This window comes from Mesorhizobium sp. M7A.F.Ca.ET.027.02.1.1, assembly GCF_004022985.1.
In the GTDB taxonomy this organism is placed as follows: Bacteria; Pseudomonadota; Alphaproteobacteria; order Rhizobiales; family Rhizobiaceae; genus Mesorhizobium.
This window is the reverse complement of sequence record NZ_RZOL01000047.1, coordinates 1-24,874: the sequence shown is the minus strand read 5'-3', so window position 1 is coordinate 24,874 and position 24,874 is coordinate 1. Positions and strand designations below refer to the sequence as shown.

General features: G+C 62.8%; 23 protein-coding genes, 1 pseudogene and 1 riboswitch. Of the genes and pseudogenes, 11 read left to right on the top strand and 13 right to left on the bottom strand.

The window, feature by feature from the left end; genetic code table 11:
* Window positions 1–58: 58 nt before the first annotated feature.
* Complete coding sequence (locus EN749_RS08305) at window positions 59–739, bottom strand: amino acid ABC transporter permease (RefSeq protein ID WP_127267252.1); 681 nt, start codon at window positions 737–739, stop codon at window positions 59–61.
* Window positions 740–877: 138 nt separating this feature from the next.
* Window positions 878–1,651 carry an amino acid ABC transporter substrate-binding protein gene (locus EN749_RS08300; protein ID WP_127809037.1) on the bottom strand — a complete coding sequence of 258 codons (774 nt, stop codon included), beginning with the start codon at window positions 1,649–1,651 and terminating at the stop codon, window positions 878–880.
* Between the two features lie 322 nt (window positions 1,652–1,973).
* Between EN749_RS08300 and EN749_RS08295 the strand changes: the two genes are divergently transcribed.
* Window positions 1,974–2,837, top strand: coding sequence for an RNA polymerase factor sigma-32 (locus EN749_RS08295; protein ID WP_023814301.1), 864 nt, complete (start codon window positions 1,974–1,976; stop codon window positions 2,835–2,837).
* A 24-nt stretch (window positions 2,838–2,861) separates the two neighbouring features.
* Here EN749_RS08295 and EN749_RS08290 read toward each other — a convergent pair whose 3' ends face one another.
* The 3 genes from EN749_RS08290 to thiP all read right to left on the bottom strand — a co-directional run bounded on the left by EN749_RS08290 (window position 2,862) and on the right by thiP (window position 6,986).
* The gene (locus EN749_RS08290) at window positions 2,862–4,331 is read right to left on the bottom strand and encodes a M48 family metalloprotease (protein ID WP_127809036.1); all 1,470 of its coding nucleotides are present in this window, start codon (window positions 4,329–4,331) and stop codon (window positions 2,862–2,864) included.
* Between the two features lie 257 nt (window positions 4,332–4,588).
* Complete coding sequence (gene thiQ / locus EN749_RS08285; protein WP_128362909.1) at window positions 4,589–5,371, bottom strand: thiamine ABC transporter ATP-binding protein; 783 nt, start codon at window positions 5,369–5,371, stop codon at window positions 4,589–4,591.
* On the bottom strand, window positions 5,364–6,986 hold the full coding sequence (gene thiP, locus EN749_RS08280; protein ID WP_127809034.1) for a thiamine/thiamine pyrophosphate ABC transporter permease: 1,623 nt from the start codon (window positions 6,984–6,986) through the stop codon (window positions 5,364–5,366). The genes thiQ and thiP overlap by 8 nt, the downstream gene beginning before the upstream one ends.
* A gap of 52 nt (window positions 6,987–7,038) precedes the next feature.
* Between thiP and EN749_RS38650 the strand changes: the two are divergent.
* A pseudogene (locus EN749_RS38650) lies at window positions 7,039–7,199 on the top strand (precorrin-3B synthase); the annotation flags it as partial.
* A gap of 27 nt (window positions 7,200–7,226) precedes the next feature.
* Here the strand turns inward: EN749_RS38650 and thiB are convergent.
* The gene (gene thiB / locus EN749_RS08270) at window positions 7,227–8,225 is read right to left on the bottom strand and encodes a thiamine ABC transporter substrate binding subunit (RefSeq protein ID WP_128362908.1); all 999 of its coding nucleotides are present in this window, start codon (window positions 8,223–8,225) and stop codon (window positions 7,227–7,229) included.
* Window positions 8,226–8,268: 43 nt separating this feature from the next.
* Window positions 8,269–8,383: riboswitch (TPP riboswitch) on the bottom strand.
* Between the two features lie 87 nt (window positions 8,384–8,470).
* On the opposite strand from thiB, the gene EN749_RS08265 reads away from it, so the two are divergent.
* From EN749_RS08265 to EN749_RS08250, 4 genes are read left to right on the top strand one after another with little or no spacing between them, the layout of a single operon-like run.
* Window positions 8,471–9,115: a thiamine diphosphokinase gene (locus EN749_RS08265; protein WP_128362907.1), complete on the top strand. Its 645-nt coding sequence runs from the start codon at window positions 8,471–8,473 to the stop codon at window positions 9,113–9,115.
* Between the two features lies 1 nt (window position 9,116).
* A complete protein-coding gene (locus tag EN749_RS08260; RefSeq protein ID WP_128362906.1) occupies window positions 9,117–10,937 on the top strand; it encodes an ABC-F family ATP-binding cassette domain-containing protein in 1,821 nt (606 codons plus the stop codon).
* A gap of 58 nt (window positions 10,938–10,995) precedes the next feature.
* Window positions 10,996–11,238, top strand: coding sequence for a type II toxin-antitoxin system CcdA family antitoxin (locus EN749_RS08255; protein ID WP_127270148.1), 243 nt, complete (start codon window positions 10,996–10,998; stop codon window positions 11,236–11,238).
* The gene (locus tag EN749_RS08250) at window positions 11,238–11,537 is read left to right on the top strand and encodes a CcdB family protein (RefSeq protein WP_127327637.1); all 300 of its coding nucleotides are present in this window, start codon (window positions 11,238–11,240) and stop codon (window positions 11,535–11,537) included. Before EN749_RS08255 ends, EN749_RS08250 begins: the two co-directional genes overlap by 1 nt.
* Window positions 11,538–11,548: 11 nt before the next feature.
* On the opposite strand, the gene EN749_RS08245 is transcribed toward EN749_RS08250, so the two are convergent.
* Window positions 11,549–13,174: a hypothetical protein gene (locus EN749_RS08245; protein WP_128362905.1), complete on the bottom strand. Its 1,626-nt coding sequence runs from the start codon at window positions 13,172–13,174 to the stop codon at window positions 11,549–11,551.
* A gap of 75 nt (window positions 13,175–13,249) precedes the next feature.
* Window positions 13,250–14,548 carry an adenylosuccinate synthase gene (locus EN749_RS08240; protein WP_127267133.1) on the bottom strand — a complete coding sequence of 433 codons (1,299 nt, stop codon included), beginning with the start codon at window positions 14,546–14,548 and terminating at the stop codon, window positions 13,250–13,252.
* A gap of 208 nt (window positions 14,549–14,756) precedes the next feature.
* Here EN749_RS08240 and EN749_RS08235 point away from each other — a divergent pair, with 208 nt between their 5' ends.
* On the top strand, window positions 14,757–15,662 hold the full coding sequence (locus EN749_RS08235; RefSeq protein WP_127267134.1) for a DMT family transporter: 906 nt from the start codon (window positions 14,757–14,759) through the stop codon (window positions 15,660–15,662).
* A 151-nt stretch (window positions 15,663–15,813) separates the two neighbouring features.
* Window positions 15,814–16,278: a DUF2231 domain-containing protein gene (locus tag EN749_RS08230; RefSeq protein WP_127399338.1), complete on the top strand. Its 465-nt coding sequence runs from the start codon at window positions 15,814–15,816 to the stop codon at window positions 16,276–16,278.
* Window positions 16,279–16,334: 56 nt separating this feature from the next.
* Here EN749_RS08230 and serA read toward each other — a convergent pair whose 3' ends face one another.
* From serA to glmM, 5 genes are all read right to left on the bottom strand, one after another.
* Window positions 16,335–17,936, bottom strand: a complete 1,602-nt coding sequence (gene serA / locus EN749_RS08225) for a phosphoglycerate dehydrogenase (RefSeq protein ID WP_127267135.1) — start codon at window positions 17,934–17,936, stop codon at window positions 16,335–16,337.
* 67 nt (window positions 17,937–18,003) lie between these two features.
* On the bottom strand, window positions 18,004–19,179 hold the full coding sequence (locus tag EN749_RS08220) for a phosphoserine transaminase (RefSeq protein WP_127397218.1): 1,176 nt from the start codon (window positions 19,177–19,179) through the stop codon (window positions 18,004–18,006).
* Window positions 19,180–19,381: 202 nt separating this feature from the next.
* Window positions 19,382–20,146 carry an outer membrane protein gene (locus EN749_RS08215; protein ID WP_127267137.1) on the bottom strand — a complete coding sequence of 255 codons (765 nt, stop codon included), beginning with the start codon at window positions 20,144–20,146 and terminating at the stop codon, window positions 19,382–19,384.
* Window positions 20,147–20,354: 208 nt separating this feature from the next.
* Entirely contained in the window at window positions 20,355–21,191 is an 837-nt protein-coding gene (locus tag EN749_RS08210) for an outer membrane protein (RefSeq protein ID WP_128362904.1), read from the bottom strand.
* A 271-nt stretch (window positions 21,192–21,462) separates the two neighbouring features.
* Window positions 21,463–22,815, bottom strand: a complete 1,353-nt coding sequence (gene glmM / locus EN749_RS08205; protein ID WP_127267139.1) for a phosphoglucosamine mutase — start codon at window positions 22,813–22,815, stop codon at window positions 21,463–21,465.
* A 367-nt stretch (window positions 22,816–23,182) separates the two neighbouring features.
* Here glmM and EN749_RS08200 point away from each other — a divergent pair, with 367 nt between their 5' ends.
* From EN749_RS08200 to EN749_RS38180, 3 genes are all read left to right on the top strand, one after another.
* Window positions 23,183–23,845, top strand: coding sequence for a hypothetical protein (locus EN749_RS08200; protein WP_128362903.1), 663 nt, complete (start codon window positions 23,183–23,185; stop codon window positions 23,843–23,845).
* A 242-nt stretch (window positions 23,846–24,087) separates the two neighbouring features.
* Window positions 24,088–24,540, top strand: coding sequence for a hypothetical protein (locus tag EN749_RS08195; protein WP_127397625.1), 453 nt, complete (start codon window positions 24,088–24,090; stop codon window positions 24,538–24,540).
* Window positions 24,541–24,666: 126 nt separating this feature from the next.
* The coding region (locus EN749_RS38180; protein ID WP_210214710.1) for a hypothetical protein at window positions 24,667–24,874 on the top strand (208 nt) is incomplete at its 3' end.

Here is a 24,874-nt window from a genome sequence, read left to right as displayed (position 1 = left end):
GTCACGCCCTTCAACACGAGATTGTCGCCGAAGCGCTTTTCGATGTTGCTGAGGCCGATCATGAGCGCGCCTCCAGGAAGCCGCCATAGCGGTTGAGCCGGGTCTCCAACCGCGTCTGCAAGGCCGACAGCACCGAACTCAGCGCCAAATAGAGGATCGCCGCCTCGACATAGAGGATCAGCGGCTCATAGGTGGTGGCGACGATGCGCTGCGCCGCCTGGAACATCTCCGGCACGGTGATGGCGGCGGCCAGCGACGTGTCCTTGACCAGCGAGATGAAGGTGTTGGAGAGCGGCGGCACCGCGACCCGGCCGGCTTGCGGCAGAATGGTACGCCGCATCGCCTGGCCCCAGGTCATGCCGATCGAATAGGCGGCTTCCCACTGGCCTTTCGGCACCGAGCCTATTGCCGCGCGGATGATTTCCGACGTGTAGGCGCCGATGTTGAGCGTGAATCCGATCAACGCCGCCGTGAAGGCGTCGAGCAGGATGCCGACCGACGGCAGGCCGTAGAAGATGAGGAACAGCTGCACCAAAAGTGGCGTACCCCGGAAGATCCAGACATAGAAGCGCACAAGCGCGACCAGCGGCTTGGGGCCGAACAGCCGGGCGAGTGCAGCACCCAACCCAACGGCCAGCCCCAAGGCGAAGGACAACAGCGTCAGCGGCACGGTGAAGATCAGCGCCGCCCACAGCAGCGAAGGCAGCGACTCCAGCATCAGTTGCAGCCAGTGCGGCACGTATGACCCTCCAGATTGGTCGAAGCAGCTTGGTCAAGGCGAGAATGCGTCTGCCATATCACGACAAAAGCGGCGGGCCGTCAAAGACGGCTCGCCGCTCTATGTGTCTCATGGCCGCGGAGCGGCTCGCCTCGTAGATTACTTCGAAACATCCTGGCCGAAATAGGTGTCGGCGATCTTCTTATAGGTGCCGTCGGCCTTGATGTCGGCCAGCGCCTTGTTGATCGCGGCGACCAGTTCCGGATCGCCCTTGCGCACGATGACGCCGGAATAGTCGGCGTTTTCCTCTTGCGCGGCAATCTTCACATTGGCTTCGGGCTTGTGCTTCTTGAAGTCGAGGAACGACAGGCTGTCATTGATCGTGGCGTCGGCGCGGCCGGTCAAAAGCAGCTGGATCGACTGGTCGAAGCCATCGGTGCCGACCAGCTCGGCGCCGTTCGTTTCGGCCAGCTTGCCGAAATTCGAGGTCAGCGACTGCGCCGACTTCTTGCCCTTGAGATCGGCGAAGCTCTTGATGTCGGTGTTGTCGCCGCGCACGATCAGCACCGCCTTGGAGGCGATGTAGGGATCGGAGAAATCGTACTTGGCTTTGCGGGCATCGGTGATGCCGACCTGATTGATGACGGCGTCGTAGCGATTGGCGTCGAGGCCGGCGATCAGTCCATCCCACTTGCCTTCGAGGAACTCGGCCTGGACACCAAGCTTCTCGGCAATCGCCTTGGCGATTTCGACGTCGAAGCCGACCAGTGCACCGGACGTGTCATGGTAGGTGAACGGCGCATAGGTGCCTTCCGTGCCGATCTTGATGACACCGGCGTGCTTGATCTGGTCGAGATTGGGGCCGGCATGACCTGAAGCGACAGCCAGGGCCTGCAGCGTTCCGGCGATAATGAGCGACTTGAGCCATTTCATTTTTCTGTGATCCCGTCCTTGGCCGGCTGGCCGGCATATTTGTGAGCGCTGGAAACTGACAGATGCAAGCCGAAAAAATAAGGAACTGAATTTCAAAAACAGCGGGTTTATGAAACCATATTCTCTAAACGGTACTTTCCACTCGTGATTGCAGCCATCTCGGACCCCCTGAGAATCCTTCAGGCAACACAATCGCGCCGCTGCGGTCGCGGAACCTTTCCCGCGCATGGCAGTTCTGGCTGTTCTAGGGCACGACGCCGGCATTTCAACCCGGGCGGCAGCCAACTTTGCAAAGTCATTCGCACCACCCAGGGAGCGCCTCATGATGGAAGACACGGCAGGACGGATCATGGTCCGCGCGGCAATGAAGGCTCCCTACCTCGAGCGTGACGAAGAGCATCGGCTTGCATTGCTCTGGAAAGAGGACAACGACCAGAACGCGCTGCACTCAATCACCGTCGCCCATATGCGGCTGGTCATTTCCATGGCCTCCAAGTTCCGCCATTACGGCCTGCCGCTCGGCGATCTGGTCCAGGAGGGTCATGTCGGATTGCTCGAGGCCGCCGCCCGCTTCGAGCCGGAGCGCGAGGTGCGGTTCTCGACCTATGCGACATGGTGGATCCGCGCCTCGATGCAGGACTATATCCTGCGCAACTGGTCTATCGTGCGTGGCGGCACCAGCTCGGCCCAGAAGGCGCTGTTCTTCAACCTGCGACGCCTGCGCGCGCGGTTGGCGAATGGCACGGAGCCGCTCTCCAACGCCACGCTCTATCGCGAAGTGTCGGAGGCGCTTGGCGTCTCCGAAGCCGATGTGGCGATGATGGATTCGCGGCTCTCGGCGCCCGACTCCTCGCTCAACATGCCTATTGCCGACGATGCGGGTTCGACCGAGCGCATGGATTTCCTGATTTCGGACGATCCGCTGCCCGACGAGATCGTCGGCGACAAGATCGATGTCGCGCGCCGCTCGCTCTGGCTGAGGGAGGCGCTTCGCGCGCTCAACGCACGGGAGCTTAGGATCATCGAGGAACGGCGGCTGAACGACGAGGGCGCGACACTCGAAGCGCTCGGCGAAACCCTCGGCATCTCCAAGGAACGCGTCCGCCAGATCGAGGCCCGCGCCATGGAAAAGCTCAAGGTCGCATTGGTGAAGCAGAACCCGGAGTTCATGGCGACTGCCGCCTGAACGGCGGCAGGCGTCCAGCGGCGCCTACTTGTCGGTGACGATCTTGACCTTGTCGCCGGCCGAAACGGCGGCACCGGGCGACAGCGCGTTGAGGACGCGGAACAGGTCGAGCTTGCGGTCGACGCCGACCATCTGCGCCGAAAGTGAACCCATCGTCTGCCCAGGCTGGACGGTGACGACGCGGATGTGCAGCGGCTTCAGCGCCGCCTTTTCGGCAGCACTCAGTATCCGGAACGAGCCGCTTACCGAACGGGCGATCGTGTCCAGAGACGCGCTGGCGGAAGGGGCCGCGGTCAGCAGCCGGTAGACTTGGCCGCCAGCGCGGATCACCGCTATGTCGAATTGCCAGCCTTCGGCGCCGGCATGCGCGGTCGCCGCCTCATTGCCGTTGATGGTTTCCTGCTTGACGCTACTGTCGACGAGACCAGCCACCCAGCCGCTGCGGATATAGTCCGTCAGCGCCCGGTTCTTGTCGATGGAAACGCCATCGAAACGGATCGCTATGTCGCCGGGGCCGGTGGCCGTCACCGCTGCTGCCGAATTGTCGATGATGAAGCCGTCCGGCACCGTGAACGACACACCAAGGCCCGGGTGCAGGAAGGTTTCGCCGCGCACGTAGCCTTCCTCGGGCGTGTCGCCATAGAGCAGGCCGTCTATGCCGGCGAGGAAGGAATCGCGGTCGCGCGTGCCGACGCCCGGCGCGCCGAACTGGCGGGCATGGCGCTGCGCCAGATCAATGCGCTGCGGCGTGTTGGGGTGCGTGGCCAGGAAGTCCAGGCTAGCGTCGGTGGCGCCGCTGATCGAGCGGAAATCGGTATAGGCCGACATCGATTGAAGGAAGCGGCCTGCGGCGAAAGGATCGTAGCCGGCCTCGCCGATCGACTTGATGCCGATGGCGTCGGCTTCCAGCTCCTGGTTGCGCGAAAATTGCGCCAGCCTCAGCTTGCCGCGGATCAACGCCGCCTTGGCGGTCGGGCTGTCGCCGAGCACATCGGAGACCACCTTGGTCGCTAGGCCTTCCTCTGCCTCGAGCTGTTGGCGCTGCAGGCCGTGATTGGCGGTGACGTGGCCCATCTCATGCGCGATTACAGCGGCAAGCTCGGCCGAATCATTGGCCAGCGCCAGGAGGCCGCGGGTGATGTAGAGATAACCGCCCGGCAGCGCGAATGCGTTGACGTTGGGCGAATTTAGAATGGTGATGCGATAGGTCTGTGTCGGGTTGGCGGACACCACCGTCAAACTACCGACCACCTTGGCGACCATTCGCTCGAGCTTGGGGTCGGAATATTCACCGCCGTAAGTCGCCAGGATGCGCGGGTGCTGCGCCTTGGCCAATTCGGCGAGCTTGTTGTTGGCGCCGACATTGTCCACTGTGATCGGCTTGTCGGAAGGCTGGAAGCCGGATTCCTGAACTTCCGGCGGCGTGAACATCTGGCAGCTTGCCAACGCCACGGCAAAACCGGCCAGCGCGAGAAAACGCGCCAGCGGTTTCATTCCCAATGTGTTAGCGCCGATCGCCAGAACGGCTTCCTTTCGGGTCCCGGCGCATGACCACGAAAATCGGGGGCGATCTTCGGAACGCGTCATGCGCTATCTCAAACTGCTGCAGCATCCGTTGCCCGTCCCTTAGGGCGGGCGGCGGATACTGCAGGCAAATCACGGCCTGTGCCGGACCGGTAGGGCGACCTAGCCACACTCCCCCGGTCATGGCAAGCAAACGCCACATCGCCTGGAGCCGGTTTGACCGTAAATTATGTCCGCTTCCGGGCAACATCGCGTGATGTGGAATATCCAGCACCCGCGCCGATATAGCGCCGGAACGCCTCCGGACCAGCCCCGGTAAAGAAATCATCAGCCTTGCCGGTTGCGGCCACCAACCCATTGTCGACAAACACCATGTGCTCGCCGATGCGGCGTGCATCCTCGGGCTGGTGGGTGACAAATAGCACCGTCATGGCGCGTTCGGCATGAACGGCAGCAACCAGATTCAGCATCTCGTCGCGCAAAGCGGGTCCGAGCGAAGCGAATGGCTCGTCGAGCAGCAACACCGGTCGGTCGCGCACCAGCACGCGGGCCAGTGCGACGCGCTGGCGTTCGCCCCCGGAGAGCTCGCGCGGCAGGCGTTTCTCCTTGCCCGCGAGACCGGTGCGCGCAAGCGCCTCGGCGACCGCGGCGCGGTCCGCCTCGGTCAGTCCCAGGGAGGGCGAGCGACCGAGCCCGACATTCTGCTCGACGGAAAGATGCGCGAAGAGATTGTTCTCCTGGAACACCATCGACACCGGCCGCGCCGAGGCCGGCTCGGCGCTGACATCGGCCCCGCCGATCAGCACGCGGCCCGATTGTGGGGTCTCGAAGCCGGCGACCAGATTGAGCAGCGTCGACTTGCCCGAACCGCTCGGACCCATGATGGCGGTGATCTTCGCCGTGGCGAACTCGACGTCGAAGACAAGTGGCACCTCACCATAACTGAACGACACCTTGTCCAGCCGCACCGGCGCGCCCTTCTCGAGCCTGCTGGCCGCCCCGTCACGCATCCCGGACCTTCTCCCTTCCCAGCCAGTGCGCCGCCACGATCAACGCGAGACAGACGAGGCCGAGCAGGAGTGCCAGGCCGGCGGCATCCTCGGTGCGGTAGCTGCCCATCCGAGCCAGAAGAAGGTAGGGCAATGTCTGCACGGAATCACTGCCGAACAGGGCAATGACACCGAGATCGCCCAGCGACAGCGCCATGGCGAAAGCGAAGGCCGTGGCGAGCGGGCGCCGCAGCGACGGCCAGTCGACCAGTATCAGCCGGTTCCAGCCCGCAATGCCGAGCTGTGCGCAGAGCCGTTCGTGACGCTCGCTCGCCGCATCATAGGCGGGACGCACGGCGCGCAGGGCGAACGGCATCGCCATCACCGCGTTGACGGTGACGACCATGACCGGGGCGATGGCAAAGACATCGCCGGCATGGCGCAGCAACAGGAACCAGCCGGCGCCGACGACGATCGGCGGCACGACAAGAACAAAGCCGGCGCCTGTATCGGCGGCGCGTTCGAGCAGTGTCTTTGCGCCGGCACGGCGGTTCAGCGCCAGTGCCCGCCGCGCCATGGTCAGCGCCAGCGACAGCATCACCGAAAGCAGTGCCGACAGGAAGGCGAGCGCCGCGCTGGTCAGCGTTGCCTGCCGGACAGTGGCCTCGCTGGCCAAACGGCCGAGATCCGCACCCAACCCGGCCATCACGGTTGCCGCCATCGGCCCAACGACGAACAGCAGCGCCAGGATGATGACTAGCGCGTTCAACCAGGTCTCGCTCCGATTCACCGAGATATAGCGGCGTTGCGCGACCGGCAAATTGGTGTCGCCGACCACATTGGCGCCCAGGCGCGTCAGGGCCAGCACAACGATAAAGGTCAGGGCGATCTGCAACAGCGTCAGTGTAACGGCCCGCGCGGGATCGAAATCGAAGCGCAGGGCCTGGTAGATGCCGACCTCCAGCGTCGTCGCGGCCGGCCCGCCGCCGAGCGTCAGCACGATCGTGAAGGATGTGATGCAGAGCATGAACACAAGCCCGGCGACGCCGGGCAGTGCGGCGCGCAGCGTTGGCCATTCGATCAGCCGGAACGCCGGCCGCGCCGCCATGCCGAGTTGGCTCGCCAACCGCCATTGGTCGGCCGGTATGGTCTGCAGCGCCTCGAGGAACAGCCGCGTCGCCAGCGGCAGGTTGAAGAAGACATGGGCGACGAGGATGCCGGACAGGCCATAGATACCCGGCCAGCTTCCGCCGCCGATCAAGGCAAGCACGCCGGCGAAATAGCCGGCACGGCCATAAAGCGCCAGAATGCCGAGCGCTGCGACAATAGCCGGCAGCGCCAACGGCACGGCGAAGATCTGCAGGATGAAGGCGCGGCCGAAGAAACGTGGATGTCGCGACAGAGCGCGCGCCACGAACAGCGCCGGGATGGCCGAAAGCAGCGTCGAGAGCGCCGCTTGCCAGAGCGTGAAGCGAATGACGCGAAGCAGATAGGGATCGAAGGCTGCCCAGGCGCCCGAGAAATCATGGGCGCCCTCGAAAAGCAGGCCGGCAAACGCGCCGCCGATCAGCAGCGCGATCGCGGCAAGCGCGACAATGCCGGCGCTGACGCGGGGATCAGAGGCTGCGCGTCGCACGCCGGACCACCAATCTCCGGATCGCGGCACTTACAAAGGATTGCGTTCCTTCGCGCCCCCCTCTGTCCTGCCGGACATCTCCCCCACAAGGGGGGAGATTGGCAATTTCGACGCCTCGCTCACTCCAGCAGCATTGGCGATTGGCGAAATCGCCGATGGCAGCCAATCTCCCCCCAAGCGGGGGAGATGTCCGGCAGGACAGAGGGGGGCGCCGTAGAGCACTCATCTTCGATAGCAAACTTATTTGCTCATCACCGCAAGCCATTCATCGACCCAGGCCTTGCGATTGGCAGCGACCTCTTGCGGGCTGAACAGCAAGGTCTTGGTCGGCTTGACCAGTTTGTCAAAGGCCGGATTGAGCGGCTTGTCGGTCTTGCCGGCCGGGAACATCCAGTTGGTCTCGGGAATGGCATCCTGGAATTTAGGCCCGGTCATGAAGGCCATAAACTTGGCCGCCAGCGGATTCTTGGCTCCCGTCGTGGTGATACCCGCCACCTCGATCTGCAGATACTCGCCCTCCTCGAAGGAGGCCGCCTGGTAGCGCCCGGTGTTCTCGGCGATCATGTGATAGGCCGGCGACGTCGTGTAGGACAGCACCATCGGCGCCTCGCCCTTGGTGAACAGCCCATAGGCCTCGCTCCAGCCCGGCGTCACGGTCAGCACCTTCGGCTTGAGCTTGGCCCAGGCCTCCGGCGCCTTGTCGCCATAAACCGACTTGACCCACAGAAGCAGGCCGAGGCCCGGCGTCGAGGTGCGTGGATCCTGGATGACGATCTTGTCGTCGGCACTGCCTTCGACCAGCTCTTTCAGGCTTTTCGGCGGGTTCTTCAGCTTCTCGGTGTCGTAGACGACAGCGAAATAGCCGTAATCAAAGGGGACAAAAGTATCGTCGCTCCAGCCACCCGGCACGTTGACACCAGTTACGCCGCCATGCGGCGCGAACAAGCCTGACGCCTTGGCATCGGCGGTGAGATTGGTGTCGAGGCCAAGCACGATATCGGCCTTGGTCGATGCGCCTTCCAATCTGACGCGGTTGAGCAACGCGACGCCGTCGGCGACCGAGACGAACTCGACATCGCAGCTGCATTCGGCCTCGAATTCCTTCTTCACCACGGGACCCGGACCCCAATCGGCGGTGAAACTCTCATAGGTGTAGACGGTGAGCTTGTCCTTGGCCAAGGCCGGTCCGGACAAGGCCACGACCGTTGCTGAAACAAGAGCGTATAAAAGCGTGCGCATCGGCGCCTCCTTCGTTCGAATTGAAAGGAATTGAGGCGTCGGACTGTCCGAAACGTCTAATCCCTCCGCCGGTACAAACCGGATCAGGTTCAGCGGGTTGGCGAGACTGCCTCTCAGCCGGTCCGCGAAGATCGCGTCCGGCACCCCGTTAGAGCGTTTCGACACATAGGCCGGGCCGATCCGCCACGCAAGTGGGAGTTTGCCGCCTTCCGTTTCCCGTGCCGGGCTGGTAAGGGCCACACGATATGAGCACATTCACCATCCTGCTTGGCGGCGATCTCATCCGCACGCCACGGCTCGACCGCCAGGCCGAAGGCTCCCGCGTCATCGCCGCCGACGCCGGCATAGGCCATGCGCAGTTGCTGGGCCTCGTGCCGGAGCTGTGGGTGGGTGATTTCGATTCCGTGCCGGCAAACCTGCCGGACGATCTCGCTTCCGTGCCGCGCCGGACCTTCCCGGCGGAAAAGGACCAGACCGATGGCGAACTTGCCATCGCCGCAGCACTCGAGCGCGGCGCGACCCGGCTGGTGCTCGCCGGTGCTTTCGGCGGCAAGCGCGCCGACCACGCTTTCCTGCATCTGGCGCTTGCCTTGCGGCTGGCCGAAGCAGGGACCGATGTGCTCCTGACCAGCGGCGCCCAGGAAGGCATTCCCCTGCTGCGCGGAACGGCCGGCTTCGACTATGCCGATGGCACGCTGTTTTCGGTGCTCGGCTTTTCCGAGCTTGCCGGGTTGACCGTCACCGGCGCCAAATGGCCGCTGAACCACGTCAAGGTGGCCTTCGGTTCGTCGCTGACCATTTCCAACGAGGTCAAGGGCCGCCTCGAAATCGCGCTCGGCCATGGCCGCGCGATGCTGCTCGCTCATCCCTATCCCTTACCTGAAAGCTGACATGGCCCCGCCCCTTCTCAACCTCGACGGGATAAAACTGACCTTCGGCGGCACGCCGCTGCTCGATGGCGCCGCCTTGACGGCTTCGGCCGGCGACAAGATCGCACTGGTCGGCCGCAACGGGTCGGGCAAGTCGACCCTGCTGAAGATCGCCGCCGGCCTGATCGAGCCGCAGGACGGTGAGGTGTTCCGCCAGCCTTCGGCAACTGTCCGCTATTTGCCGCAGATGCCCGACATGGAGGGCTTTGCCACTGTCCGCGCCTATGTCGAGGCCGGGCTTGGCCCTGCCGACGATCCCTACCGCGCCAGCTATCTGATGGAGCATCTCGGACTGTCGGGTGAGGAACGTCCGAACGACCTGTCGGGCGGCGAGGCGAGGCGTGCTGCCCTTGCCCGCGTCATGGCGCCGGAGCCAGACATCCTGCTGCTCGATGAGCCGACCAACCATCTCGACCTCTCGGTCATCGAATGGCTGGAAGAAGAACTCATCCGCACCTCCTCGGCACTGATCGTCATCTCGCACGACCGCCGCTTTCTCGAACGTGTGTCGCGCGCCACCATCTGGCTCGATCGCGGCCAGACCCGCAGGCTGGACAAGGGCTTTGGCCATTTCGAGGAATGGCGCGACCTGGTCCTGGAGGAAGAAGAGCGCGAGCAGCATAAACTCGGCCGCCAGATCGTTCGCGAAGAGCATTGGCTGCGCTACGGCGTGACGGCGAGGCGCAAGCGAAACATGCGCCGGCTCGGCGAGTTGCAGACCATGCGCCAGCGTTTTCGCGGCCATCGCGGTGCCGAAGGGTCGGCGACCATGGTGGCGAGCGACGCCGCCGAGTCCGGCAAGCTGGTGATCGAGGCGAAGAACATCGAGAAGAGCTTTGGCGATCTAACCGTGGTCAAGGGGTTTTCGACCCGCATCCAGCGCGGCGATCGCGTCGGCCTGGTCGGGCCGAACGGCGCCGGCAAGACGACGCTCTTGAAGATGCTGACCGGCGAGATGAAGCCGGACGCCGGTTCGGTGCGGCTCGGCACCAATCTGGAGATCGCCACGCTCGACCAGAAGCGCGAGGCGGTCGACCCGCAGGAGACGCTGGCGCAATATCTCACCGACGGGCGCGGCGAGAACCTCGTCATCAATGGCGAGCAGCGCCACGTCGTCTCCTACATGAAGGATTTCCTGTTCAAGCCGGAGCAGGCACGCACCCCGGTGCGCGAATTGTCCGGCGGCGAGCGGGCACGGCTCTTGCTGGCGCGCGTGCTGGCGCGGCCGGCAAACCTTCTGGTGCTCGATGAGCCGACCAACGATCTCGATATCGAGACGCTGGAACTGCTGCAGGAACTGGTCGCTGGCTTTGCCGGCACCGTCATCCTGGTCAGCCACGACCGCGATTTCCTCGACCGCACCGTGACCAGCCTGATCGCACCGGATGGTGAAGGCCGCTGGATCGAATATGCCGGCGGCTACTCCGACATGCTGGCGCAGCGCGGCGGCACCCGGCTGGACGACCGCAAGGCGCGCGCGAAGGCCGACAACGGCGAAGCGCCCGTGACGACCAGAAGTGAAGCGGCCGCGCCAAAGGGGCCGGCGAAGAAACTGTCGTTCAAGCAGAAATTCGCTCTGGAATCGCTGCCCAAGAAAATCGAGGCTGTGACGGCTTCGATCTCAAGGCTGGAGAACAACATCGCCGATCCGGCCTATTACGAGCGCGACCCGGCCTCGTTCCAAAAGACGATCGCCGCCCTCGACAAGGAGCGCGCTACGCTGGCGGCGCTCGAGGAAGAATGGCTGGAGCTGGAGATGTTGCGCGAGGAAATGGAAGGGTGAAGGATTGCGTGGGGGCTTTTATGCGCCTAGATTATGCGCATAAAAGGAGGCGATCTTTATGCTTCAATCGACGTCAAAACCTCAGCGACAATCTGTGAATACGTCCATCGACTCTCGGTTGATCAGCGATGCGAAAGCTTTGGGCATCAATATCTCACGCGCCGCCGAAGAGGGCATTGCAAAAGCAATCTCGGCAGAAAAAACGCGCCGATGGCAGGAAGAAAATAAGGAAGCTATCGACAGCTCCAATGAGTATGTCAGACGCAACGGACTGCCACTGGCCAAACACCGGCCGTTCTGATGGCGCGTTATGATTTCTATAGGAATGCCGCGGGCGGCGGTTATCTTCTCGACGTGCAATCAGACCTTCTTGAAGGACTAAGCACCAGGATCATCATTCCGCTGATGCCGCCCAAGATAGCCCCGGTTCCTGGTCGCCGATTAAACCCGACCTTCGCCATAAATGGCAAAGATCATGTGATGGTCACCCAGTTTATGTCAGCCTTCTCTGCCTCGGAATTGCCGGATCCAGAGGGAAGCCTTTCCAGGCACCATGACGAGATTGTCTCCGCGCTCGACATGCTGTTCCAAGGCTTCTGAACTGCTCCTTCTCAGCCAGCCGTCTTGGCCTGCCAGGCCTTGATCGCCTCGTCGAACACCTTCTCGCCGGGAATGCCCTTTTCCATGGTCAGCAGTGCCCGCCGTCCGGTCTTGTAGACGACCGGTACGTCGATCCAGTCCTGGCCGCGAAGCAGGGTCATGTTGGCGTCTTCGTCGGCCTTGGTATCGTTGAGCGCGACGAGGAAGAAGCCGTCGGCGATCTTCGCCGGAATGCCGATCAACGGGCTGCCGGCATCCTGTTCCGAACCCTTCATGGCGACGCGCAGGATGTTGTCGACACCGCCGCCCTCGAAACCGTCGGGCGTCAGGAAGATCATCTCGATGATATGGCTGGCCGGCAGTGTCTGATCGGTGTTGCGGCGGATGGTCATGCGCAACTGGATGTCCTTGCTGGGAATGGTGGCCTCGGCACGGATCGCCGGCTCCGGCGGAAGGTCGCCACCGGGCGATTCCTGCACCAGCGACCAGACGATATTGCCCGGCTCGGCGGAGCCCTGGGCGGTGCTGGTGCGCTCCTCGTAGAAGATCGCCTTCTGGCCGACAGGCAGAGCGGTTTCCACAGGCGCAGCTGCCGGTGCGGGCGGCGTTCCGGCAGCATCGGGCGGCGCTGCCGGTGCAGCTCCGTTGGCAGGCGGCGTTGCGGGGGCGGCACCTGTAGCGGGGGGCGCTGCCGCGGCAGGTGTGCCTGCGGCCGGAGCGGAAATCGCCGGTGCGTTCGTCGCCGAGGGCGGCGTGGTCAGCGCGGCGACCGATTCGCCTTCGCCGATGCCGCTTTGGCCACCGGCCGGACCCGGGTCGACTTCACTGCCCTGCGGCGTCAGCCGCTGCGTGAATTTCGTGCTTTCGGCCTCCGTGCCGCCAGCCGCGGGCGCCGGAGGCGTTGCCGCGGCATCGGTTGCCGGCTTGGCAGGCGCTGGTTTCACCGGCTCGGTCTTGGCGACCTGATTGCCGCCAAGCCCAAGCATTTTGCCGAAGGCATCCTTGTTCAGCCAGATTCCGTAGCCGCCGCCGGCTACGACCAGAAGAGCGACGACGGCCGCGATCAGCCCACCATAGCTGCGCTTGCGCTCGGCGGGACGCAGGCGCTGGAAGGTGTCCGACACCGGCTCTTCGTCGCTGGAAAAGACATCTGCCTCGTCCTCCGCCTCGTCGGCATCCACACCTGGAAGAGGCGTGTCGGCGCGAGCCGGCTGGGAAGGCGCCGGCGTCGCCCTTTGCCAGCTCGGCTCGACCTTGGCGGCAGGTGGTGGCGCGGGCTGATAAGATTCAGACTTTGCAGCGGGCGGTGCGGGCCAGGCCGATTCAGCCTTGGCCGGCTGCCGTGTATGGCTCGGCTGATTCTTGTTGCGATCGATCGACGAAAAGATGTGTTCCAGCTCCGCCAGCGGATCGGTCTCCGGCAGGCTCTTGGCATAGTCCCGCTCGACACTCGCGATCGCGTCTTCCAGCGAACGCATCTGCGTGGCTATGGCTTCGGCGGCCGGCGGCGGCGAATATTCCTCAAGCTTCTTCGCCAGCATGGTGCGAACGCTGGCATAGATGCGCGTACGCTTTTCCGGCGTCTCGTCGCCATGCTTGCCGAGCGCCTTTTTCAGAATAGCAACGTAATCTGCCATGCTTCAGTCGACCTGTATTTTGTTTCCGCGCCGGCCCCCGCAAATCGGCCGCGATGCCCGGAAAGGCTTCAGAAACTAGTCTTGAAACGGATCGGTCACAAGTATCGTGTCGTCCCGTTCCGGGCTGGTGGAAAGGAGTGCGACCGGGGCGCCGATCAGCTCTTCGATGTAGCGGACGTATTTGACGGCCTGGGCCGGCAGATCGTTCCAGCTGCGCGCGCCGGCAGTGGTGCCTTTCCAGCCCTCGAGCGTCTCGTAGACCGGTTCGACACGTGCCTGGGCGCCCTGGCTGGCCGGCAGATAATCGATCATCTCGCCGTCGAGACGATAACCCGTGCAGACCTTGATCTCGTCCAGCCCGTCAAGCACGTCGAGCTTGGTCAGCGCGATTCCCTTGATGCCGTTGACAGCGACGGCCTGGCGTACCAACACCGCGTCGAACCAGCCGCAGCGGCGCTTGCGGCCGGTGACGACGCCGAATTCATGGCCGCGCGTGCCGAGGAATTCGCCGACCTCGTTCTTCTGCTCGGTCGGGAACGGACCTTCGCCGACGCGTGTCGTATAGGCTTTGGTGATGCCGAGCACATAGCCGATGGCGCCTGGGCCGACGCCGGAGCCGGCGGCAGCCTGTCCGGCAACCGTGTTCGACGAGGTTACGAACGGATAGGTGCCGTGGTCTATGTCAAGCAGCGTGCCCTGCGCGCCCTCGAACAGGATACGCTCGCCAGCCCGGCGCTTATCGTCGAGGATCTTCCAGACCCGGTCCATATAGGGCAGGATGTCGTCGGCGACCGAGGTCAATTCCTGCATGATCGCGTCATGCGTGACTTCCGCATGGCCAAGCCCCCTACGCAGCGCATTGTGGTGCGTCAGCAGCCTGTCAACCTTCACGGGCAGTGTTTCCAAATCCGCCAAGTCCATCACCCTGACCGCGCGCCGGCCCACCTTGTCCTCGTAGGCGGGGCCGATGCCACGACGGGTCGTGCCAATCTTCGTCCCGGAATTGGATGCGGCGTCCTCACGGAATCCGTCCAGCTCCCGATGCAGGGACAGGATAAGCGCTGTGTTTTCGGCTATTTTCAGGCGATCCGGTGCGACTTCGACACCTTGCGCCTTGAGCTTGGCCACCTCGGCGACGAAAGCATGAGGGTCGAACACGACGCCATTGCCGATGATGGACAGCTTGCCCTGGCGCACGACGCCCGACGGAAGCAACGACAGCTTGTAGACCTTGCCGTCGACGACCAGCGTATGGCCGGCATTGTGGCCGCCCTGGAAACGCACCACGACATCGGCCCGCTCCGACAGCCAGTCGACGATCTTGCCCTTGCCTTCGTCACCCCACTGCGAGCCGACGACCACCACATTGGCCATGTTTCTTTTCCCTTGAGACGCCGCCAAGCGGCTTGAATATGGTTCGAAACGACAGGCCTCTATAACGTCAAGACCTCGCGAGCGCGACCTTTCTTTGCCGTCGAAAATGCCCTGAGGCACAACAATTTTCGGCTTTGACATCATTTACTTGGGCGAGCGAGGGCAATAGGCCGGCAAACACCGCAGCTCCGGCGACTGGAATCCCGCGATGCATCGAAGCGCCTACATATTCCTGCTGCTCACCACCTTGCTCTGGGGCGGAAATTCGGTGGCCGGCAAGCTGGCGGTCGATCACGTCTCGCCGATGACGCTGGTCTTCCTGCGCTGGGTTCTGGCCGTGGCGATCATGCTGCCCATCGGCTGGAAGACCATCCAGAAGGACTGGCCGGTCGTCCGCAAGCACTGGTTCGTGCTGGTCGCCCTCGGCGCCAGCGGCTTCACCCTGTTCAACACCATCTTCTACACGGCGCTCAACTACACGACAGCGATCAATGTCTCGATCGAACAGGCGGCGATGCCGATCCTGATCATGACTGCCAATTTCGTCTTCTTCCGCCTGCGCGTGAACTGGGCGCAGATTGTCGGCGTCGTGCTGACCATCGCCGGCGTGATCCTCACCGCCTGCCATGGCGACCCGCGCCGGCTGTTGACGCTGGAACTCAATTTCGGCGATGCCATCATGCTGGTCGCCGTGTTTCTCTACAGCGGCTATTCGGTCGGACTGCGGTTGAAACCGGTGATGCATTGGCAGAGCCTGATGCTGGCCCTGTCGGTTGCGGCACTCGTCACTTCGCTGCCGTTCTTCCTGTGGGAGGTCGTCGCCGGCAAGGTCATCATGCCCGATGCGCGCGGCTGGACCGTCATCGTCTATACGGCGATCGGCGCCTCCGTCGTTTCGCAGATCTTCTACATCAGAGGCAACGAACTGATCGGCGCCAACCGCGCCGGCCTGTTCATCAATCTGGTGCCGATCTTCGGCACGCTGCTGTCGGTGCTGATCGTCGGCGAGACGTTCCACCTCTATCAGGCACTGGCTTTGGTGCTCGTGCTGGGCGGCATCGGGCTTGCCGAATACAGCGGGCGCAAGATGGCGGTGGCGGACCACCGCAGATGACATGTGGCGGCTGACGCTCTCCCCGTTGCAGCGATTCACGCGAACAGCATGGATCTAGCCAATGGCCCGGAAACAGCGGCATAAACCCTGCCGCGTCCTCACTTGGAACATTTCACCTCCAGCGGAGTTTGAACGGCAGGGAGGCGACATGATGAGCCCGAACCCTCGCAGCACGGCAAGCATTGCCGGTCACCCTATCCATCCCATGCTGATTCCGTTTCCGATTGCCTTTTTTGTCGGCGCCTTCGTTTGCGATCTTATCTTCTGGCGAACAGCCGATCCCGGATGGGTCACCGGGTCGCTTTGGCTTCTCGGCGCAGGCCTGATCATGGCAGCCCTGGCTGCGCTTGCCGGCCTGACGGATGTTCTCGGCGATGTTCAGATCCGCAATCTCACGACGGCATGGCTCCATGCCGGCGGCAATGTACTCGTCGTGTTGATCGAGCTTTACAACTGGTACTCGCGGTATGCCGGCGGAGCGGCGGCCGTGATGCCAACCGGCTTCGTCCTATCGCTGATCGTGGTTCTCATCCTGCTGTTTACGGGCTGGAAGGGTTGGGAACTGGTCTACCGACATCGCGTGGCTGTCTCCGATGGATCCGACGAGTTGACCTGAACCGGCCGCCGCGGCGGCCGGCCTCAACGAGGGGGTCGGCGACCGCCTGTCCTCGATCACATCGCGTTGATGTCGAACTGCAGCCGCTTGGCCGAGTCGATCGACTTATGCGCCTTGACCTTTTCCAGCACGGCTTCCGGGAACGGCGCGTCGAGATAGAGCAGCGCTATGGCATCGCCGCCCGGCCGGTTGCGGCCGAGCTGGAAGTTGGCGATGTTGACGCCGTTCTCGCCGCAGACGGTGCCGAGCAGGCCGATGATGCCCGGCGCGTCGGCATTGGTGGTGTAGAGCATGTGCTGGCCGACCTCGGCATCGAGGTTGATGCCCTTGATCTGGATGAAGCGTGGCTTGCCATCCGAGAAGCATGTGCCGGCGATCGAGCGCGTCATGTGCTCGGTCTTCACCGTAAGCTTGATGTAGCCGTCGAACACGCCCGATTTGTCGCGCTTGACCTCGGCGACGATGATGCCGCGCTCCTTCACCATGATCGGCGCCGACACCATGTTGACGTCGGAGACCTGAGGCCGGATCAGCCCGGCGAGTGCGGCGCTGATCAGCGCGCGCGTATTCATCGTCGCGGTGGAGCCGTCGAACAGGATCTCGACCTCCTTGATCGGATCCTCGGTGACCTGGCCGACGAAGGCGCCGAGCACTTCGGCAAGCTTGACGAAAGGCTTCAGCCGCGGCGCCTCCTCGGCGGTGATCGACGGCATGTTGATGGCGTTGGAGACGGCGCCCTTGATCAGATAGTCGGCCATCTGCTCGGCAACCTGGAGCGCGACATTCTCCTGGGCCTCCGTCGTCGAGGCGCCGAGATGCGGCGTCGCCACCACATTCTCCATGCCGAACAGTTCGTTGTTCTCGGCCGGTTCGACCTCGAAGACGTCGACGCCGGCGCCGGCCACCTTGCCGCTCTTCAGCGCCGCGATCAGGTCGGCCTCGACGACCAGCCCGCCACGAGCGCAGTTAATGATGCGCACGCCCTTCTTCATCTTGGCGATCGCCGCGGCATCGATGATGTTGCGCGTCTTGTCGGTCAGCGGCGTGTGCAGGGTGATGAAATCGGCGCGGGCGAACAGTTCGTCGAGCTCGACCTTGTCGACGCCAAGCTCCTCGGCACGGCTGTCCGACAGGAACGGGTCGAACGCGATGACGTGCATCTTGAGGCCAACGCCGCGCGTCGCGACGATCGAACCGATGTTGCCGCAGCCGATGACGCCCAGCGTCTTGCCAGTGATCTCGACGCCCATGAATCGGTTCTTTTCCCATTTGCCGGCATGGGTCGAAGCGTTGGCTTCCGGTATCTGGCGGGCAAGCGCGAAGATCATCGCCACCGCATGTTCGGCTGTCGTGATCGAATTGCCGAACGGCGTGTTCATCACGATGATGCCCTTGCGGCTTGCCGCCGGGATATCGACATTGTCGACGCCGATGCCGGCACGGCCGATGACTTTGAGATTGGTAGCGGCGTTGATCAGTTTTTCGGTGACCTTGGTCGCCGAGCGGATGGCGAGGCCATCATACTGGCCGATCACTTCGGCGAGCTTTTCCTTGTCCTTGCCGAGATCGGGCAGATAGTCGACCTCGACGCCACGATCCTTGAATATCTGCACGGCGGTGGGGGAGAGTTTGTCTGAGACGAGAACGCGGGGCGCCATGGCGGCCTCCTTGAAATGGATTTGATCCTGATGGGAATGGGCGGCCCGAAGGCCGCCGCGAATGATCTCAGGCCGCCGCTTTGAGCGACGCCTTCTGCGCGGCGAAGGCCCAGTCGAGCCAGGGCAGCAGCGCCTCGAGATCCGACGTCTCGACCGTCGCGCCGCACCAGATGCGCAGGCCGGGCGGTGCGTCGCGATAGGCACCGATATCGTAGGCGACGCCTTCCTTGTCGAGCACCGACACCAGCCCCTTGGCGAAAGCCGCCTGCCCCTCGGCGTCGAGCGCGGACACGTCCGGGTCGGTGAAGGACAGGCAGACGGACGTGTTCGACCGTGTCGCCGGCTGGACGGCGAGATGACCGAGCCAGGAGGATTTGCCGACAAAGCGATCGAGGACGGCCGCATTGGCATCCGCCCTGGCGATCAGCGCGTCGAGGCCGCCGGTGGACTTCGCCCAGTTGAGCGCATCGAGGTAATCCTCGACGCACAGCATCGAGGGGGTGTTGATGGTCTCGCCCTTGAAGATGCCTTCGATCAGCTTGCCGCCCGAGGTCAGGCGGAAGATTTTCGGCAGCGGCCATGAAGGCTTGTAGGTCTCCAGCCGCTCGACGGCGCGAGGCGACAGGATCAGCATGCCGTGAGCGCCCTCGCCGCCCAGCACCTTCTGCCAGGAGAACGTGACGACATCGAGCTTTTCGAAGTCGAGCCTCTGCGCGAATGCGGCGGAAGTCGCATCGCAGACGGTCAGGCCCTTGCGGTCCGCGGGAATGAAATCGCCGTTCGGCACGCGCACGCCCGACGTGGTGCCGTTCCAGGTGAAGACCACATCGCGGTCGAAATCGATCTTGGTGAGATCAGGCAGTTCGCCGTAGCCGGCTTCGATCTTGCGCACGTCGGCGAGCTTCAACTGCTTGACCACGTCGGTGACCCAGCCGGAGCCAAAGCTCTCCCAGGCGACCATGTCGACGCCGCGCTCGCCGAGCAGCGACCACAGCGCCATCTCGACCGCGCCGGTGTCCGACGCCGGCACGATGCCGATGCGGTAACCCGCCGGGACCTGGAGAATTTCCCGCGTCAGCTCGATCGCCTGTTCGAGCTTGGTCTTGCCGATCTTGGCGCGGTGGGAACGGCCGAGCGCGGCATTGTTCAGCGCCTCGACCGACCAGCCGGGACGTTTTGCACAGGGACCTGAGGAAAAATTGGGGTTTGCCGGACGGAGTCCGGGCTTCGTATGCGTCGTCATCGTGGTCTATCCTTCCAGATAGTGGCCCCTCGTTGGGGAGGGGTGGCCCACGGACGGCGATATGCGTTCAGCCTTCGGGCGTCAAGAGGAAAGTTTCTGTCGCTGTCGGGATACCGGCGATCCCCGATCAGGATGTCGTGACTTCAAACGCAAACGGCGAACCCCGAAAGATCCGCCGTTCTGATCCACATGCTCGCTGCGCCTACCAGAGATCGTAGCGCAGCCCAAGCTTGACCTGATGATTGCTGATCCCCTTGCGGATCGGATAGGAATCTAGGCTCTCGGCGGCTACATATTCGGCGTCCGGGGCGGAGAAATACTGATAGCCCAGGTCGACGGAAACGTTCTTCGATACCTGATAGGCGAGGCCCGCATTCAGCGTGTAGGCCAGCGAGTACTGGGTCTTGCTGTCACTTACAGCAAAATCGTCCGTGTCGTCGCCATTGTCGGTGAAATAGCTTGCCGACAGGGTGCGCTTGCTGCGGACGATGCCGATACCGGCGCCGAGATAGGGTGTGATGCCGACATAGGTGCCAAGATCGACATAGCCGTTGAGTATGCCCGACAAGGCGTAGTTCTTAAGGGATGCCGACGCTACGGTCGGCTCTGCGGCAGTCGCTGAATCGTCATAGCCGACGCCGATCTCGTTGCCGGGCAGATAGCCGAGATTGAGGTCGGCGCGCAGATAGTCGTTGAAATGGTAGCCGAAGCCGATGCTGGCAAAGATCGGATCTTCCTTGTCGCTGAAGGCTGCGGTTTCGGTGGCGAAATCATGATTGTCGAAGCTCTTCTGCGCCAGATAGGAGACGTCGCCGCGCAGATACCAGCCGGAACCGACCTCGACCGGGACGTAGTCGGGCGCCTGGTCGACATAGATCGGCGGATCGTAGTCGGCCGCGTGCACCGGCGTCAGCGGCAGGAAGGCCAGTGCACCGAGCGCCAGCGCCATACGCGATGTAAGTTTCATGGTCCCCGACTCCCGAATTTGGCGCAGCCCGCAATCGCAGCGGCAGCCATCGTTTCAAGGAGCATTGTTAACCATAGTGGTTAAGTGCCGGTTAAGGCTAACAGAGCGTTAGCGAATTCATTTCCCCTGTCGATTCCAGGCGGCCCAACGAAAAACCGCCCGGCTGAGGCCGGGCGGTTTGTGAAGAATGGAAGTAATGTAGATGCTGTTACTTGGTGTAGATCGGCTCGGGTTCGGGCTGGTAGGCCACGACCGGCGCGGCGCAACCGTTGCTGCCACCGAACTGGTAGCGCAGGCCACCGCGCACTTCGTGCGTGTTGATGCCACGATCGAAGCCGGGACCGGAGCTGGTGATGTTCCAGTCGAACATGCGGCCGCCCTGAATATGGGAGAAGCGGTAGCCGGCATCGAGAATGATCTTGTCGGTCAGGCAGTACGAAGCGCCGGCCATCAGACCGTAGGCGAAACGCCAGCTTGATCTGCCGGGATTGAACTCGGTGGTGTTCGGGTCGTAGACATCATCCCACTTGACGCGGGCGCCGCCGATGCCGGCGCCAACGTAAGGCGTGATGCCATGGTAGGTGCCGAGATCGACATAGGCGTTGGCAAGCAGCAGCAGGGCGCTCATCTTCGATACTTCGGTCGAAGTACCGTTGATGTCCGAGGTGCCGCCGTTGAAGTTCGACTTGAACCAATAGTCGGCCGTCAGGTCGGTCCGGAAGTGGTCGTTGATCTTGTAACCAACGCCGGCACCGAGCGAGAAACCGCCCTTGAGCTTGCCGAAATCGAAACTTCTGGTGCCGGGCGTGACCGTACAGTTACAGGGATCGACGGTGTAGGTCATATAGTCGATGCCGCGCACGGTCGACTTGTGATAGTCGATATCGCCGCGGATATACCAGCCGCCGACCTCGACCGGTTGCTCGTAGACGGCCTGAGGCGGAGCCTCTTCGACCATCGGTTCCACTAGGTCGGCTGCGAACAGCGGCCCTGCCAAGCCTGCGAACAGTAAGGCGAGCAGGACCTTTCTTGCTGTATTGAACATGCTTGTCACCCCTGAGAAGCTCGAAACGGAGATCCCGCCCGAAATGCGATTGGCTTTCAGTCGTGGATAATGAATTGCAAAGGTTAAAAGGCGTTTAACCCTGTTGCTTAACCACGAATCTCGAAACTTCCAGGGATAGGCGCGAGCTTTACGGACACCGAACAAAGTGGCGGCTGACAAGAAAAAGCCCGCCGAGGGGCGGGCCTTGGACCGGTTAAGGGAGCGCGGCGCGCCTGGTTGTCAGATCCACGTCCTGCTGGACGCGCTGGGATCAAGCGGCGCTGCGCGTTTCCGAGATGATGTCCACGATGCCATTGACCACGGACTCGACCAGTTGCGGGTCGTCGCCTTCGGCCATCACGCGGATCAGCGGCTCTGTCCCTGATGGCCGGATAACCAGCCGTCCGGTCTTGCCGAGGCGGTTGCGGGCGTCTTCGATGGCGGCCTTGACCGGCGCCTCCTCAAGCGGCTTGCCGCCGGAAATGTGGACGTTCTTCAGGAGTTGCGGCACGGGTTCGAATTTCTTCGAAAGTTCGCTGACCGGCCGCCCCTGCCGCTTAATGCAGGCGAGCACCTGCAGCGCCGAGACCAGGCCGTCGCCGGTCGTCGAAAAGTCGGACAGCACGATATGACCCGACTGTTCGCCGCCGACATTCAAGCCATGCGCACGCATATGCTCGACGACATAACGGTCGCCGACCTTGGTGCGGTGCAATTGCAGCTTCATGTCGCCGAGGAAGCGTTCGAGGCCCAGATTGGACATCACGGTTGAGACGACACCACCGCCGGCAAGCCGCCCGCTCTGGTGCCAGGATTCGGCGATCAGCGCCATGATCTGGTCGCCATCGACGATCGCGCCGTTTTCATCGACGATAACGACACGATCGGCGTCGCCGTCGAGCGCGATGCCGATGTCGGCGCGCACTTCGTGCACCTTCTTTTGCAGGCCGGCCGGATGGGTCGAGCCGCATTCCTTGTTGATGTTGAAGCCGTTGGGCTCGACATTGATGGCGACGACTTCGGCGCCCAGTTCCCACAGCGCCTCGGGCGCCACCTTGTAGGCCGCGCCATTGGCGCAATCGACGACGATCCTCAAGCCCGCGAGCGACATCGAGCGCGGCAAGGTGCGCTTGGCGAATTCGATGTAGCGATCATGCACGCCGTCGACACGCTTGGCGCGGCCAAGCCCGTCGGAATCGGCGAGCGCCAGTTCGATATCCTTGTCGAGCATGCTTTCGATGCGCTCCTCGATTTCGTCGGAGAGCTTGTAGCCGTCAGGTCCGAACAGCTTGATGCCGTTGTCGTAATAGGGATTGTGCGAGGCCGAGATCATGACGCCGATATCGGCGCGCAGCGAACGCACCAGCATGGCGACAGCCGGCGTCGGGATCGGGCCGAGCAGGAACACGTCCATGCCGGCGGCACAAAGACCGGCGACCATGGCATTCTCGATCATATAGCCGGAAAGCCTGGTGTCCTTGCCGAGCACGACACGATGTCGATGGCTGCCGCGCTGGAAGGAAAGGCCGGCGGCCATGCCGACCCGCATAGCGATTTCAGCCGTCATCGGAAACTTGTTGGCGCGTCCGCGAATGCCGTCCGTGCCGAAATAATTCCCTGCCATGCTAGTCAGCTTCCTCGACGTTTCTTCCCCGGCACGTCATGCCACAATTGGCCAGGGCGCTATGATCACATTGTGTGATTGTACGTTACCAATCCTTAGAAAACCATTGTTGTGCACTGCACACATGTGGCCGCAACCTGACATGCCCAGACTGCCATGTTGCAATATACAAGTCATGCGAGCCTTTCAGCGCGGATGCACGAGGAAAATCTTGCTCTGAACCAGACAACGGACAACGATTTCATCACCTTATCGGGAGAAACCGGTTTTCGGCGATATATACGCCACTTAGCATCTGGCGCAACCGCCCGTTGAGCGATATTGATCTGCAGGGACGTATCATGGGCTGCTGCAACGGAGAAACGCTATGCTCATCCACCGACTTGCCACTTTGACCGGCCTCGCCGTCGCGACCTTGTTCCTGGCCGCGCCAGCCAACGCACTGACGATGGCCGAGTGCAGCACGAAATACAACGCCGCCAAGGATGCGGGGACACTCGCCGGCGCGACCTGGAACCAGTTCCGCAAGGCTCAGTGCGGCACCGACGCCGCCGCGACGACCGACGCCAAGCCGGCCGATACCAAGAAGGCTGCCGAGACGAAGCCGGCCAAGGCGGCCAAGGCTGCCGCCGCTGCGGACGACAGCACGGCCAAGGGCCTGACGGCGAAGGAATGCAGCACCAAATACCAGGCGGCGAAGGCTGCCGGCACGCTGAACGGCATGAAGTGGAACGACTTCCGCAAGTCCGAATGCGGCGCCGGCGCATCGGATGACGACACGGTGCCGGCCGCCGACGAGGCCAGCTACACCAAGGAGCCGGCGAAGCCGACGACGGCTGCGCCCAAGGGCGTCAAGTTCCCGTCCGCGATCTCGGCGAAATATGCCAGCGAGACCCCCGGAAAGGGCCGCATGCACACCTGCCTCGACCAGTACTATGTCCTCAAGGACGCCAACGCGCTCGGCGGCCTGAAGTGGATCCAGAAGGGCGGCGGCTTCTACAGCCTGTGCAATGCCAAGCTGAAGGGCTGATCGCTTAGCCATAGTCTCCAAACAAAGGCCCGCGCATCGCAAGATGCGCGGGCCTTTTTTGTTGCGCGAAGACGCACACTGCCTTGCTCGCATCTGCATGTCGCCGGGCTGTCGGCATCATCAATTCGCCTACACTGCCCACCGCCAAGCTCATCGGTAGCCCGTAAAGATTCTGGTTGAACATATCAAGAACAAACCATATACAAAAAGACGTCAAACTTATTATCAACCAGGAGGGTCTTATGCACGGTTTGAGATTGGCGGTATTGGCTGCGACCGCATTTGTCGCTTGGAGCGTCGCCCCCGCAAGCGCACTGACGATGAAGGAATGCGGCGAGACCTATCGAACAGCCAAGGAAGGCGGCACTCTGAACGGCATGGACTGGACGGCTTTTCGCAAGGAGAAGTGCGCGACATCAGCAGCGGACAGTGTCAGCGAGGATACGGTCAAAACCGAGCCGCAGACGAAAAAGGAAACCAGCGCGGCGGTCGCCCCCACTGTAGCGCCCGCGGGCGTGACATTCCCGACCACGCTGGCCGCCGAGTTCAAGACCGAAAAGCCCGCGAAGGCGCGCATGAAGACCTGTCTGCAGGGCTACCATGGCAACAAGGACGCGGGCACGTTGAACGGCCTTCGCTGGATCCAGAAGGGCGGCGGTTATTACAGCCTGTGCAATGCCAAGCTGAAGAGCTGAGCGACAAGACATCTGAAGAAGAGAAGGTCTGCGAACCGCAGGGTTCGCGGGCCTTTTTGTTGCCTTCGAGGGCACGCCAGCGGCGACGTTGCCAATCTCCCCCTTGCGGGGAGATTAGCTATCACCTTGGCTTTCGCCAATCGTCACCGTCGCAGATGCGAGGTCGCGGACAACTCCTCCCCAACGCCAAAAACAAAAAACGCCGCGGAGCAAGCCGCGGCGTTCGATGAAATCAGTGGTCAAGCTCAGCTCGATGGCTGCGGTTCCATGCCGCCTTCGGGCTCAGGACCCTTCTTTCGCCGGCCGCCGGACTTCGGCACGGCCGAGCCACGGC